Genomic DNA, 13849 nt, shown 5'->3' with positions numbered 1-13849 from the left:
TGGCTTGTGCCAGCACGGTAGCGGTGGTGGTGCCATCGCCAGCGATGTCAGACGTTTTGGAAGCAACTTCCTTGACCATCTGCGCACCCATGTTTTGCAGCTTGTCCTTGAGTTCGATTTCCTTGGCGACGGAAACACCGTCCTTGGTCACGGTGGGGGCGCCGAACGAGCGCTCCAGAACCACATTACGGCCTTTGGGGCCGAGGGTTACTTTAACGGCGTTGGCCAGGATGTTCACACCCTCGACCATGCGTGCGCGGGCTTCGCCGCCAAAAATTACGTCTTTTGCTGCCATGTGATGACTCCGAATTCAGTTAATTAGTTGAAAAAAGAAAGGCTTGAGAAATTACTTCTCGACAACCGCAAACAGGTCGTCTTCTTTCATGACGAGCAACTCGTCGCCTTCAACCTTGACGGTTTGGCCGCTGTACTTGCCGAACAACACGCGGTCGCCGACTTTGACAGCCATCGGGCTGATTTCGCCCTTGTCGTTCTTCTTGCCAGGACCCACAGCCAGTACTTCACCTTGATCAGGCTTTTCGGCAGCGCTGTCAGGAATGACGATGCCAGAGGCAGTTTTCGTTTCGTTTTCCACGCGTTTAACAATCACGCGGTCATGCAGAGGGCGAAGTTTCATGGGAGCTCCTATTGGTTTTGAAACGTAGGTTGAAAATCAAGCGCGCCAACTCAAATAAGTTAGCGCTCATTAACTTGAAGAGCAGGTGCGGCGAGGTCAAAAGACCTGTTAGCACTCAACTCTTACGAGTGCTAATGATAAGGCCATTTGCCAGACTTTCAAGACCAGGTGGGTAAAACAGCTGTCGTCTGTTGTCATGGATGATCTGACTGAATATGCATCGACGGCTGTTTTGCGGTGGGCGTCTGCCCTGGGCTGACGTAGCAGGTAACGCAGAGCCGACGTGCAGGCGAGGAGCGTCCTCCCCCTATTAAGATACCCCGCAACAGCTAAACCGCCACCTTGACAGGAGTTTCAGTTGACCAATCCCGCAGAAGCGATGCCCTCCAGCGCCTACTCGTTACTCGACAGTGGAACTTATCGTTCCAGCATACTCACACGCGGCCCCTGGCACCATGAGCACCAGCACGCGGGCCCGCCGATCGCGCTGGTGTGCCGCGCCATTGAACGTGCCGCGACGGCGCATGGACTGACCCACATCGCGCGGCTCACCGCCAACCTGCTTCGCCCTGTGCCGATCGGCGAACTCTCGATCGAGGTCGCGACGGACTATGCCGGTCGCAATGCCGGCCATTTCTCGGCGCGGCTGATGGCTGGCGGGAAGGAGGTTGCCCGCTTCACGGCACTGGCTCAGCGTGAGAATGACGTGCCGATTCCGGATGGCCTGCCGGGCCACCCACTGCCGCCGCCACCGCAAGGCCCCGAAGGTTTGCCCCAGGCTGTCTTCCCCTTCGCTGGCAGGCATGTGGGCTACGCGGACCTGGTCGAAACTCGCGTGGCGCACGGCCGCTTTTTCAAGGGCCCCTGTGCCATCTGGTTTCGCTTGCGTCACCCACTGCTTGACAGTGAAGCGCCTGGCGTCTACCAGCGCGTCGCAGTCGCTGCCGATTCCGGCAATGGTATTAGCGCGATTCTCGACTTGCAGAGCTACAGCTTCGTCAACTCGGACCTGACCATTAACCTGTTGCGCCCGCCTCAAGGTGAATGGATCTGCATCGACGCACGGACCCTCCTCGGCCCGAAAGGTTGCGGCCTCGCGGAATCGGCCCTCTACGACATTCACGGCCTCATTGGGCGGGCCACGCAGAGCCTGACAATTAGCCGGCGCGCTTGATCGGAATGCGGATAAAGGCACGAACAACCGCATTGCCGCGCTTGCGATATGTAATGAAGTTTGCCTTTGAAAGCGGGTCAAGTCCGGTCTTCGTGCAGGACTGGGCTCACAATGTTTTTTCAGCTTGCCAGGACCGAAATTCAGTTCAGTCGATTTGTCAGATGACCAAGCAACTTGCTGAGCTGCAGCGCTTCCCGTGCATTGAGGCTTTCGGCCAGGCCCTCATGGAATTCTGTTGCCTTTTGCGAAAGCTTGCCAAAGAGAACCAGACCAGCATCCGTAATAAAAACCAGAACTCGCCGGCTGTCTTCATCGTCAACGATTCGTTGTACCAGACCCGCTGCGACCATGCGGTCAATGAGCTTGGTCATGGTCGGAGGATTCATGCTGAGTTGCTGAGCCAACTCGCCAATCGGGCGTCCACTCTCGTCCGATAGCTTGTCCAGCACGCGCCACTGCTCGGCGGGCGCACCAACTTCAGAAAGCACCCGATCCAGTTCCCTCGACAAACGTCGTTGAGCCTGTTCGAGGATTAAAGTGATGTCAATCGGTGCCATGTTGATGTCTGAAATTTTCCTCGATTCTAACTTTAGTTGCCGTGGAAAGTAATTCGCTTTATACTGATTTATCTCAATCTGGACTCAACCCAGCATGCTGAATAGTCACCAAAGTGTTGGAACGTTTGCTCCCCGCTATCGGTTCGGCATGTCTCGACCAGGGTCTCGCAAATCATTTCCATTTCCTGTGGATTGGGAGGACGATTCATTCTCGATAGGGCTCTTTGTCCCGATGATAGGGGTGGCGGGAATCTGGGGACCTTCCGCGATTGCATGCGCCACCCTGGCTGCCGAGGAGATAAATCGAGCCGGCGGAATACTTGGGCGTGAAGTCAGACTCAAATGCTTCAATGCCTCGGATGAGGTTGAGGATGTTGCCCAAATGACTCGCGAATTGGTCGACTCGGGAAGCATTGGAGCCATCGTCGGCATGCACACAAGCTCCGTTCGCCGGGCGGTCATTGAGGGTTGTCAGGGACGTTTGCCCTACGTTTATACGGCTTTGCATGAAGGGGTTGAGCGATCACCTGGCGTCTACACCATTGGTGAGACACCGGACAGGCAATTGCGGCCGGCCATCGACATGCTGGTCAATCAGAGGCACGCTCGACGTTGGATGTTCATCGGGAATGACTACGAGTGGCCATGGATATCGCATCGGCTGGCAAGAAGCTATGTCAATCAATCCGGTGGCATGGTTCTGTCGGAGGACTATGTGCCTTTTGGTGCGGAGGACTTCGATGTGGTTCTGCAGAAGATTGAGGAAGTCAAGCCGGACGCTGTTCTACTTTCGCTGGTGGGTCAAGATGCCATCGACTTCAATCGCGCTTTTGGACAAGCAGGCCTCAGTCACAGCATTCTGAGGTTATCTTGCGCCGTTGAAGAAAATATCCTGTTGGCCATTGGTGAAGGCAACGCGGATAACCTTTTTGTCAGCTCCGGATACTTCGGGGCGTTGACCGATGACGCCAACATGAGCTTCAAGGAGCGTTACCACCAACGCTTTGGACAGCGCGCTCCAACCCTGAATTCGCTTGGGCAGTCCAATTACGAGGGAATTCACTTTGCTGCAGCTCTCGCATTGAGGGCACTTGAGCAAGGAAACGGCAGGCCGCTCGAATACAAGGGAGTCCGCGGCATCGGTTGGACCAGCAACTCTGCCATCAGCTATCCCGTTCATCTGGCCCGCGCTGATGGGCATCTATTTCGCGTCGTCAAGAGTTTTTGAGCCAAGCGCATAACGCGCGTAAGCCCTAGGGTAAGCACCAGTTATTTAATTTCCGTGGAAAGTAATATACTTTCCACGGAAATTGAATTTCACCTCAGTGGTGCCTTTAAGTTAGGGGTTTGGTGTGGCTCTACTCGCTTGGATAGTTCTGGCAATTGTTGCGATCGTGGTGGGCATTGCATTTCTGCAACGCTTCTACCGCAAGTCAACACGTGACACGGCCCTCTTGCGCACTGGGGCGGGTGGACGAAGAGTGGCTCTCGATGGGGGTTTCTTTGCCCTCCCCATGTTGCATCGCGTTGATGAAATCAACATGCGGGCTCATCGCGTGCTCCTGAAACGGGCCGGAGAAAGCAGCCTTCTCACCGAAGACAGACTGCGAGTTGACGTCACGATGGAGTTCCGGGTACGAGTCAATGCTGACCCGAGCGGCGTCGCCGCCGCCGCACAGACCTTTGGCGCAAGGGCTCTTCGCTCCGAAGAACTCGGTCGCATGCTGGAAGGCCGGTTTGCCGACGTGATTCAGTCGTGTTCCGCCGTGCGAACCCTGGACGCCTTGCATGAAAAGAGGGCTGAGTATGTCGCCTCGGTTCGTGATGCCCTGGTGCAGGAGCTCAATGAAAATGGATTGCGACTGGAGTCAGTTGCGTTGGTTCATTTCGATCAGACACCCTTCTCGGCACTCAACGAGAACAACGTCTTCAATTCCGTGGGAATGCGCAAGCTGGCAGAAATTGTGGCGACGAACAAAAAGCGCCGGGCCGAGACGGAGTCTGACGCCGAAATCTCCGTGGCGCAAACACAGTTGCTCACAACCAAACGGCGTATCGAGCTCAACATCGAACAGGAGCAGGCGCAAATCGGGCAGCGCCAGGAACTGGAAAACAGTCGCACCCGAAGCGAAGCGGAGGTGGCCCGGGCCAAAGAACTGGCACAACTGTCGGTAGAGAGAGCACGACTAGACCGAGAGCGAGATCTGTCTGCGTCACAAATCGAGCGCGACCATGGACTCGACATGGCCCGCCTGCAGGCCAGACTGGCCCTGGAGGTGCAGCGCGTCAATCAGGCCATCGAATTGTCGCGACATCAGGAGGCCGAAGCGCTGGCTTCAATTGACGGTGAACGCGCGAAAACGAAACTCCTGCTTGAGCAGGAAGGCGGCAACACTGAGCGGGAAATGACTGTGCAGAAGCGCCAGCATGAGCTGGCTCTGGCACGCATGGCGCAGGAGTCCGAAACCGATTCAATGCGAGTCAAGGCTGAGGTGTCGAGGTTGCTTGAAATTGCACAGGCGGAAGCGGATGCTGCGCGCGTAAAAGCTGCCGCCCAGGAAGCCAGTATGGTTGCAGAGGCTGCCGGTGCGGCGGCACGAATCTCGGCAGACAACGCGCAGACGCCAGAGCTCATGGACCTGCGCCTGCAGATGGCGCGCCTGGACGCTCTGCCAAAACTGGCCGAGAAGATGGTCAAGCCGCTGGAGAAGATTGAATCGATTCGCATCAATCACCTGTCAGGTATGAGTGGGTCCAACGGCGGCAAAGGTGCTGGCTCTTCGGGTCCCATGGATGCGATCTATGACATGGCGCTAAACCTCCCGATGCTCAAGAAACTGGGCGAGTCGATGGGTGCAGACCTGGACCTGAATATTCCCCAACTCGCCAGAGCCGAGTCCGACCACTTTCGCGCAGCCGTTGACCATCAAAAGGCGCGCGGCACCAGCACTTCCAGCCCCCCCAACCCCTCCAATCAAACTTAAGGAGCATTGACATGACCATGACCCGCAGAGATATATTAGTAAAAGCCTCGACGCTGACGGCTGCCACTGCGATGGCGCCATTCGCCTGGGGAGCCGACCCCATCAAGCTGGGAAGTCTGCTTGATACCTCAGGCAATTTCGACGGATACGGCAAACCCATGAACATGGCCGCTGATTTGGCGATTGATGAGATCAACAAAGCAGGTGGGCTGCTCGGTCGTCAGGTCAAGAAAATTGCCTATGACACCCAGTCGAACATGGCGCTGTACACCAAGTATGCGCAGCAGATTACCAAGCAGGACAAAGTGGATGTCGTGATCGGGGGCATCTTGTCTGCCTCTCGTGAAGCGATCCGTCCCCTGCTCAATCGTGAAAACGTCCTGTATGTGTACACGCCCCTGTACGAAGGTGGCGTTTGTGACTCCAATACCTTCCTGGTCGGCACCACGCCAGCGCAGCAAGCTGAGGTTCTCGTGCCCTACGCCATGAAGAAGTGGGGCAAGAAGGCGTACATCCTTGCGGCCGACTACAACTATGGCCAGTACATGGCCAAATGGTTCCAGAGATATTTGGCTGAAAACGGCGGGCAGGCGGTGAGTGTCGATTTTTTCCCTCTGGACGTTGCCGACTTCAATTCCACCATCGCAAAAATTCAACAGGCCAAACCTGACTTTGTCATCAGTGCTCTTGTCGGTGGCGCGCACTTGTCGTTCTACCGGCAATGGGCTGCCGCCGGCATGAAGGCAAAAATACCGATGGCATCGACTACCCTGGGCATTGGCAATGAGCATCAGGTGCTGACTGCGGCGGAAGGCGATGGCATATTGGTGGCGGACAACTACTCACCAGAATTGAAGTCCGCTGCCAACACGAAGTTCCTTGAGGCTTGGGGTCGAATGTACCCAGGAAACACCAAAGCCATCCATGAGCTCGCGGTGTCGCACTATCAAGGCATCAAGCTGTGGGCTGAGGGCGTGAAGCGTGCCGGGAGCCTGAATCATGACAAGGTTGTAGCGGCCATGGCGTCCGGCGTCTCCATTGAAGGGCCGTCCGGCAAAGTGACCATCGATGGTCAAACGCATCATGTGACCCTCGATGTGCACGTGATGGAGATGCGAGGCCAGCAACTGAAGGAACTACAGTCTTTCCCCCAACGGGGCCCGAAAGATACCCAGGCCGTGTGTGACCTGCGCAAGAACCCGAAATCGAGTGTTCAGCACGAGATAAAGATTTAAGACGGTCATCCCAGTTTTGCATTGCCAGCGTGCAGGCCGAACACCGGCCTGCACAACTCAACTTTCTCACTGAACCGTCATGGACCTCATCGTCGTCAGTCTGCTCGAACTCGCCTATACGATTTCGACCCTCGCCTTGGCGTCGGCGGGTCTGGCATTGATTTTTGGTCTGATGCGGGTCATCAATCTGGCGCATGGTGAATTCATCGTACTCGGCGGATATGCGACTATTGTTGCGCTCAACTTGGGCTGCAACATCTGGGTTGCGATGCTCATCGTGGCGCCGATCGCTGTGGGCATATTTGGTTTGCTGGTGGAGCGAATCGTGATGCGATGGCTCTACGGCCGCACTGTCGACACGATGTTGGCGACCTGGGGCCTGTCCCTGGCAATGTCGGGGGGCCTGTCAATGACATTCGGGGCCACCACCTCGGGCGTTCCGAATCCACTCGGACCAATGGAAATCGGGCAATTCCGAATGGGTGGATACAGCCTGTTTGTCATCGTCATAACGCTGGTCCTGATGGTCGGTCTCTACCTGGTACTTCGTCACACCCGCGCCGGCCTTATTGTTCGCGGTGCCATGCAATCGGCTGAAGTCTCGGCGGCACTGGGACACTCCACCCAGAAGATCTATATGACCACCTTTGTCGTCGGGAGCATGGTCACGGGCCTGGCCGGCGGCATCCTCTCGCCCGTGGTAGCGCTGGCCCCCAATGCGGGTGGTCAGTTCATCGCCAAAGCGTTCATTACTGTGATTACCGGAGGTGCTTCGGTTGTCACGGGCACAGTGGCCGCAAGTGTCTTGCTGGGCACTGTTGCCAAGGTCTTTGAACTGCTGGCGACACCCGTCGTCGGTGAAATGGCCTTGCTCCTGTCTGCGGTGGCACTGTTGCGCATGCTGCCTCAGGGTATTACCTCGCGCTGGTTCAAGGGTGCTGCATGAAAAAGACGCAACTTCCACTGCGGGGCATGCGTCGAGTCGCCCGTATCTCGGGTGCCGCCCAAAATGGGGTACCCCTGTCCTGGTGGACGGGATTCAGTTTGACGCTTCTGCTGCTGGTACTGGCTCCTCTGGCTGTCAGCGAGTATTCATTGACTCTCCTGGCCATCTATGCACTGCTGGCGCTCTCGTTGGCGTTCGTGTGGGGTATCGGCGGAATACTATGTTTCGGGCAGGCGGCGTTTTACGGCCTGGGTGCTTACACGTACGCAGTAGCGTCCATCAACTTCGGTGAATCGACCGGTGCGCTGTTGTTAGCTGTTGCTGTGGCTGGGAGCGCCGCGCTAGCCCTGGGTGCCATGATGTTCTATGGACGTATTGGCGATGTCTATCTGGGCGTCATCACCTTGGTGGTAACGCTATTGCTCTTTAAATACGCCAACAGCACTGCCGGGGAAGCCTATGTCATCGGAACCGCAAGGTTGGGCGGCTTCAACGGTATCCCGAACTTTGCGCCGCTCAACGTCCCCGGTCTGGCTGATGTTCCGGTGACCGGGCTGGCGCTCTACTACGTGGTGATGGTGTGCCTCCTTGCTGGCTGGCTGCTTCTGCGCTGGATTTGCGCAAGATCCTTTGGCCGTCAGTTGGTCGGCATCCGGGAAAACGAGTTGCGAGCTGAGTTGTTGGGCTATGACGTGCGCCTGGCCAAGACACTGGCATTTGGTATTGGCGGTGCGTTAGCGGGGCTTGCCGGCGTGTTCTATGCCTGCTGGGCGGAGATTGTCACGCCCGAGGTCTTTTCGCTCGGCGTTTCTGCAGAAGTCATCATCTGGGTTCTGGTTGGCGGATTGGGAACCTTGTGGGGACCGATGCTTGGCGCGGTTCTTCTGGGGGCATTGAAAGGTTACCTTGGCAGTCAACAACTGCTCGATAACGCGGTAGTGATGGGTCTGCTGCTTGTTGTGGTTGTCTTGTTTCTGCCAAATGGCGTTTTGCCGACCTTCACTCGCGCTTTGACTTCCTATCGAAATCGTCGTGCGAACGCCGCTGTCGCGGGGGAAAGCCATGGCGCCTGACACTGTTGTGGAGGCCACTGGCGTGGTGATGCGCTTTGGCGGCGTCACCGCCGTGGATGGCGCCTCCATGAAGCTGCGCCGCAGCGAATTGCGCTGCCTGATTGGACCGAACGGCGCTGGAAAATCAACCTTTTTCAAATGCCTGAGTGGCCAGCTTGCGCCAACGGAGGGAGAAATTGTCCTCAACGGTGAGTCGACTGCCGGACGCATGGTCCATGAAATTGCGCGCCACGGCGTAGGCGTCAAAACTCAGGTTCCCAGCCTGATGAACGGACTTTCTGTTCATGAAAATCTCTGGCTTGCGGCACGTTCGATTCCGAGCCGGACGCGCTCTGAGGTTCTGACCAGCGTTGACGCGCTGATTGACCAGCTGGGGCTTGGTCCGCATGTGTGGAGCGCCGCGGGCTCGCTGGCCCACGGGCAGCGTCAGATTGTGGAACTCGGTGTGGTGCTGGCGCCCGACCCATGGCTTGTCTTGCTGGATGAGCCTGCAGGGGGATTGACCCGCGACGAGGTTGAAAGGATGGCCGAACTTGTGACAGAGCTGACCGCGCGCGCCACCGTGGTCGTGGTCGAGCATGACATGAACTTTGTGCGAGCGATTGCCCAGACGGTGACGGCGTTTCATCGCGGCCGGATCCTGGCCGAGGGAACGGCAGGTGAAGTGCTGGCAGACGAGCGGGTTCGAGACGTCTACCTTGGCAAGCATCATGGAGAACACAAATGAGCGCAGTTTTGGCCCATCAGGAAGTCTTGGCGCTTCAGGTTGAAGGAATCGAGGCAGGCTACGGCTCGATGACGGTTTTGCGCGGTCTCAGTCTGGATGTTGGCAGGAGTGAAATCGTTGGTGTTCTGGGGGCCAACGGCATGGGTAAAAGTACGCTCATGAAAACCCTGGCCGGCGCACTGGAGGTCAGGGCCGGCTCGATTCGTGCCGATGGGGTTGAAATCAATGCGCTGGCCCCCCACTCGCGTTCGCGCCTGGGTATCAGCTACGTGCAGCAGGGCCGCGGCATTCTGGCCACGCTCACAGCCCGTGAGAACCTCCGTATGGCATGGTCCCGCGCCTTGGGAGAGCCAGAGGAGACTTCCATCAACCGGGTCCTGGGCTTGTTTCCCCGGCTGGAGCCTCTTTTGGACCGCAAGGGTGGCGCGCTCTCCGGAGGCGAACAGCAGTTGCTGGCGCTGGCCCGCGCACTGGTGCCGCAGCCCTGGTTGCTGTTGCTAGACGAGCCGACCGAGGGTATTCAACCCAACATCATCGACGAGATGGCGCGTACGCTTGTCCAACTGCGGGACCGTGAGTCCATTTCCATTTTGGTCGCCGAGCAAAACCTCGATTTCATTCTGGACTGTGCCGATCGGGTGTTGATGCTCGAGAAAGGGGCCATTGTTCAGGAGTATTCGGCATCCGAATTGCGTTCACCGCAGGCACTGGACAGCTTGCTCGGCTGGGGCGCCGCCAGGTCAACACGAGTTGGCGCCAAGGCGCCTGCTAACCCTGCGCCTGTCGCTGCTTCATTCAATGGTCCTGCCGTGAAACAACCGACTCCAGTCAAACCCGCACACAAGGAGAACACTATGACGCTTCGCCGACCGAGCATCGACCAGTTGCGCGAACTCACCCGTCGATTGCACATGAATTTGCCCGATGCCGAATTGGCGCAATATCTCGAGCAGATGGAGGGCAGTTTTGCTGCCTACGACCGCATTGAACAGTTGCCGGACTTCCTTCCCGAAGTGCTCTATCCAAGAACCCCCGGCCGGCGTCCTGCGGCCGAGGAGAACCGGATGAACGCCTGGTACGTCAAGGCTGAAGTCCGCGGGGCCGAAAGCGGGCTCCTGCGCGGCAAACAGATTGTCTTGAAGGACAACATTGCATTGGCCGGTGTCCCGATGATGAACGGCGCGTCGACCCTGGAGGGCTACGTCCCTGATGTTGACGCCACAGTGGTGCGACGTATTCTTGATGCGGGCGGAACCATTGTCGGCAAAGCCCATTGCGAATACTTTTGTCTCTCAGGCGGCAGCCACACCAATGCAACCGGTCCGGTGCACAACCCTTGGCGCATGGGCTACATTGCCGGCGGTTCTTCTTCGGGCTGTGGTGCCTTGGTCGGCGCCGGTGAAATCGGGATGGCCATCGGTGGTGACCAGGGCGGGTCGGTTCGCATCCCGGCGGCTTTTTCCGGGTGTTACGGCATGAAGGGTACGCATGGACTGGTGCCCTACACCGGTGCCATGCCGATTGAGGCGACCATCGACCACCTGGGGCCCATCACCGGCACCGTGGCGGACAACGCCTTGCTGTTGGAAGTGATTGCTGGAGAAGACGGGCTGGACCCGCGGCAATACAGCCCCAAGACGACCCGTTACACCGATGCCCTGTCCCGGGGCGTACAGGGCTTGCGCATCGGCTTGCTGCGCGAGGGCTTTGGACAGGTCGGTGCGACCGCGGGCGTTGACGAAAAGGTCCGTGCCGCCGCTGACGCGTTGGCGCGACTGGGGGCTAGAGTCGCGGAGGTCAGCGTACCGATGCATCTGGACGGGCCGGCCATCTGGACTCCCATCACGCTGGAGGGGTTACAGGCGCAGATGATGCATGGCAATGGCATGGGCTTCAACTGGCGCGGCATGTACATGACAAGCTTGATGGACAAGCATGCGGGATGGCGCGAGCGCGCTGATGAATTGTCCCCGTCACTGAAGGTGTCGATGTTTGTCGGCGAATGGTTTATCCGCAACCATCGGGGCCGCTTCTACGCCAAGGCGCAGAATCTGTCGCGCCAGCTCAGAATCGCCTATGACCGGGCTCTGGAGGAGTACGACTTGTTATTGATGCCTACGGTTCCAATGACCGCGCAGCCGATTCCTGAACCTGGCGCGCCGATAGCGGAAATCATTGCCCGCGCGTTCGAGATGGTGGGCAATACCGCACCGTTCAATGCCACCGGGCACCCGGCCATGAGCATCCCCTGCGGATTGGTTGGCGGATTGCCGGTGGGCGCGATGTTGATTGGAAAACACTGGGACGAGTTCACCATCTATCGTGCAGCTGCGGCGTTCGAGGGGGTGGGGGACTGGAGGACACTGTGAGCGGCAATCCGTTTTCCAGCTTCACGACGCGCTCCGATATCGCGGCGCAACGCCCCATCGGTGGTTTGTCGCATGTGAAAGGCCTGTCGACGCCAGAACTTTCAAATGACACGATAGGGGATTTGCTGGACAAGACCGTACACACGTGGGGCAATCGTGAAGCGTTCGTATTCCTGGAGCACAAGGTGCGTTGGACCTGGCGACAGTTCCAGGTCGAAGTCGACAGGGTGGCGGCGGGTCTCCTGTGTCTGGGTGTTCAACCGGGTGACCGCGTGGGAATCTGGTCCCCGAATCGCCCGGAATGGGTGCTCGTTCAATTCGCCACCGCCCGAATCGGCGCTGTGATGGTCAACATCAACCCGGCCTATCAGATGGCAGAGCTGGAATACGCACTCAACAAAGTCGGGGTGAAGGTCCTGATTTGTGCACAGGGGGTGAAGGCGACAGACTATCTTGCAATGCTCAGGGAGATTGCGCCCGAGTTGATGGATTCAGTGGCAGGCCGGCTCAAACTCGCTCGTCTGCCTGCGCTGCAGACAATCGTCCAGTTCTCCAAAGTGCGTCAGAAAGGAACGTTTACTTTTGACCAGCTTCTGGCCATGGGAGGACCCGCTCAAATGGCTCGGGTGGCAATCGTTGGCCGGTCGTTGAAGTGTCATGACGCTATCAATATCCAATTTACCAGCGGGACGACTGGACATCCCAAAGGGGCCACTCTGTCTCATCACAATGTGGTGAACAACGCCCGTTTTACAGCAGGCGCCATGCGACTTGATGCCAGCGATCGCCTTTGCGTTCCAGTGCCCCTGTATCACTGCTTTGGGATGGTGCTCGGTGTGCTGGTCTGTGCATCAAGTGGCAGCTGTCTGGTTTTCCCAGGGGAGTCTTTCGACCCGGTTGCGACTTTGGCCGCAGTGTCGTCCGAACGTTGTACCGCGCTGCATGGTGTTCCAACCATGTTCGTTGCCATGCTGGGGGTACCCAATTTCTCGCAGTTTGACTTTTCAACTCTGCGTACGGGCGTCATGGCGGGCGCGCCATGTCCGATTGAAACGATGAAGCATGTGGTCTCCGACATGCACATGCCTGAGGTCACCATTGCCTATGGCATGACCGAGACATCCCCGATTTCATTCCAGAGTTCGACGGATGACAACCTCGAACGAAGGGTGAGTACCGTGGGCAGGGTGCAGCCGCACCTTGAGGTCAAACTTGTTGACGAAGCCGGCCAAACTGTTCCGGTGGGGGCCACGGGCGAACTGTGGACCAAGGGCTATTCGGTGATGCGGGGGTACTGGGGTGACGAGGAAAAGACCCGTGACTCCGTTGTTGATGGTTGGATGCGTACCGGCGACCTTGCGACGATTGATGCATATGGATACTGCAACATCGTTGGTCGATTGAAAGACATGCTGATTCGAGGGGGAGAGAACATCTACCCCCGGGAAATCGAAGAGTTTTTATACAGGCATCCCTCAATCTCAGAAGTCCAAGTGTTCGGGGTGCCTGACAGTCGGTATGGAGAGGAAATTTGCGCCTGGATAGTGCTCAAGCCCGGGGCTCACGTCTCGGAGGATGCCATTCGGGACTACTGCCGAGGGCGAATTGCACACTACAAAGTACCGAGACTCATCCGTTTCGTCGAGGCGCTTCCAATGACAGTCACAGGAAAGGCTCAAAAATTTGTCATGCGTGATGCAATGATCAAGGAATTGGGTCTGGCTGTGGCACGCACCGCTTGAACGTTCTGAGCTGTCCGAACGAAGGATGATATGGATCGCCTGTTCGCTTCGGGGGATTAAGCGGTTACCGAGCCCGCGTCAACCCGGTTCACGTAATCTTGGAACTCGTCCACCGGCAGCGGTCGGCTGAACAGATAGCCCTGATAGGCGTGGCAGCCATGGCGTGCCAGGAAGTCGCGCTGCGCCTCGATTTCCACCCCCTCCGCGATCACCGTGAGTGCCAGGCTGTCGGCCAGGGCAATGACCATCTTGGCAATGGCGGCGTCGTTGGGGTCGATCAGGATGTCGCGGACGAAGCCCTGGTCAATTTTGAGCTGATCCAGCGGCAGCCGTTTCAGGTACGACAGCGATGAATAACCGGTGCCGAAGTCATCCAGCGAGAAACCCACACCATGGGCTTTCAGC

At 57.7% G+C, this 13849-nt stretch carries 13 protein-coding genes and 1 pseudogene; 10 read left to right on the top strand and 4 right to left on the bottom strand.

The annotated features are described in order from the left end of the window. Together Q7T10_RS12905 and groES are read right to left on the bottom strand one after the other, a co-directional pair. Window positions 1-295, bottom strand: a 295-nt coding sequence (locus tag Q7T10_RS12905; protein ID WP_304748819.1) for a TCP-1/cpn60 chaperonin family protein, incomplete at its 3' end; no start/stop codon positions are given. Between the two features lie 51 nt (window positions 296-346). After that, the gene (gene groES / locus Q7T10_RS12900) at window positions 347-637 is read right to left on the bottom strand and encodes a co-chaperone GroES (protein WP_304748817.1); all 291 of its coding nucleotides are present in this window, start codon (window positions 635-637) and stop codon (window positions 347-349) included. 358 nt (window positions 638-995) lie between these two features. Between groES and Q7T10_RS12895 the strand changes: the two genes are divergently transcribed. Further along, window positions 996-1811: a thioesterase family protein gene (locus Q7T10_RS12895; protein ID WP_304748815.1), complete on the top strand. Its 816-nt coding sequence runs from the start codon at window positions 996-998 to the stop codon at window positions 1809-1811. A 140-nt stretch (window positions 1812-1951) separates the two neighbouring features. Here Q7T10_RS12895 and Q7T10_RS12890 read toward each other — a convergent pair whose 3' ends face one another. Continuing rightward, entirely contained in the window at window positions 1952-2368 is a 417-nt protein-coding gene (locus Q7T10_RS12890) for a MarR family winged helix-turn-helix transcriptional regulator (protein WP_304748812.1), read from the bottom strand. 94 nt (window positions 2369-2462) lie between these two features. Between Q7T10_RS12890 and Q7T10_RS12885 the strand changes: the two genes are divergently transcribed. From Q7T10_RS12885 to Q7T10_RS12845, 9 genes and pseudogenes are all read left to right on the top strand, one after another. Further along, entirely contained in the window at window positions 2463-3596 is a 1134-nt protein-coding gene (locus Q7T10_RS12885; protein WP_304748809.1) for a substrate-binding domain-containing protein, read from the top strand. Window positions 3597-3720: 124 nt separating this feature from the next. After that, entirely contained in the window at window positions 3721-5352 is a 1632-nt protein-coding gene (locus Q7T10_RS12880) for a flotillin family protein (RefSeq protein WP_370653765.1), read from the top strand. 11 nt (window positions 5353-5363) lie between these two features. Then, entirely contained in the window at window positions 5364-6587 is a 1224-nt protein-coding gene (locus tag Q7T10_RS12875; protein WP_304748806.1) for an ABC transporter substrate-binding protein, read from the top strand. Between the two features lie 79 nt (window positions 6588-6666). Next, window positions 6667-7533 (top strand): branched-chain amino acid ABC transporter permease, encoded by an 867-nt coding sequence (locus tag Q7T10_RS12870; RefSeq protein ID WP_304748804.1) that lies wholly within the window; start codon window positions 6667-6669, stop codon window positions 7531-7533. Beyond that, window positions 7530-8606, top strand: a complete 1077-nt coding sequence (locus Q7T10_RS12865; protein WP_304748802.1) for a branched-chain amino acid ABC transporter permease — start codon at window positions 7530-7532, stop codon at window positions 8604-8606. Before Q7T10_RS12870 ends, Q7T10_RS12865 begins: the two co-directional genes overlap by 4 nt. Then, window positions 8596-9333 (top strand): ABC transporter ATP-binding protein, encoded by a 738-nt coding sequence (locus tag Q7T10_RS12860; RefSeq protein WP_304748801.1) that lies wholly within the window; start codon window positions 8596-8598, stop codon window positions 9331-9333. The genes Q7T10_RS12865 and Q7T10_RS12860 overlap by 11 nt, the downstream gene beginning before the upstream one ends. After that, window positions 9330-9833 (top strand): annotated as a pseudogene (locus tag Q7T10_RS12855) (ABC transporter ATP-binding protein); the annotation flags it as partial. The gene Q7T10_RS12860 and the pseudogene Q7T10_RS12855, both read left to right, overlap by 4 nt. A 354-nt stretch (window positions 9834-10187) precedes the next feature. After that, window positions 10188-11702: an amidase gene (locus Q7T10_RS12850; protein ID WP_304748823.1), complete on the top strand. Its 1515-nt coding sequence runs from the start codon at window positions 10188-10190 to the stop codon at window positions 11700-11702. Beyond that, on the top strand, window positions 11699-13444 hold the full coding sequence (locus Q7T10_RS12845) for an AMP-binding protein (RefSeq protein WP_370653764.1): 1746 nt from the start codon (window positions 11699-11701) through the stop codon (window positions 13442-13444). Before Q7T10_RS12850 ends, Q7T10_RS12845 begins: the two co-directional genes overlap by 4 nt. 56 nt (window positions 13445-13500) lie before the next feature. On the opposite strand, the gene Q7T10_RS12840 is transcribed toward Q7T10_RS12845, so the two are convergent. After that, window positions 13501-13849: EAL domain-containing protein (locus Q7T10_RS12840; protein WP_304748799.1), on the bottom strand; the 349-nt coding region annotated here is incomplete at its 5' end.

The organism is Rhodoferax sp. (genome assembly GCF_030646845.1).
GTDB lineage: Bacteria > Pseudomonadota > Gammaproteobacteria > Burkholderiales > Burkholderiaceae_C > Rhodoferax.
The sequence above is the reverse complement of the archived record's forward strand: the minus strand, read 5'-3'. Positions and strand labels throughout refer to the sequence as shown.

Coding starts and splice junctions, on each gene's coding strand:
- Q7T10_RS12850 (WP_304748823.1), top strand. CDS start 10,188: ATGACGCTTCGCCGACCGAGCATCGACCAGTTGCGCGAACTCACCCGT.
- Q7T10_RS12860 (WP_304748801.1), top strand. CDS start 8,596: ATGGCGCCTGACACTGTTGTGGAGGCCACTGGCGTGGTGATGCGCTTT.
- Q7T10_RS12890 (WP_304748812.1), bottom strand. CDS start 2,368: ATGGCACCGATTGACATCACTTTAATCCTCGAACAGGCTCAACGACGT.
- Q7T10_RS12865 (WP_304748802.1), top strand. CDS start 7,530: ATGAAAAAGACGCAACTTCCACTGCGGGGCATGCGTCGAGTCGCCCGT.
- Q7T10_RS12875 (WP_304748806.1), top strand. CDS start 5,364: ATGACCATGACCCGCAGAGATATATTAGTAAAAGCCTCGACGCTGACG.
- groES (WP_304748817.1), bottom strand. CDS start 637: ATGAAACTTCGCCCTCTGCATGACCGCGTGATTGTTAAACGCGTGGAA.
- Q7T10_RS12870 (WP_304748804.1), top strand. CDS start 6,667: ATGGACCTCATCGTCGTCAGTCTGCTCGAACTCGCCTATACGATTTCG.
- Q7T10_RS12885 (WP_304748809.1), top strand. CDS start 2,463: ATGCTGAATAGTCACCAAAGTGTTGGAACGTTTGCTCCCCGCTATCGG.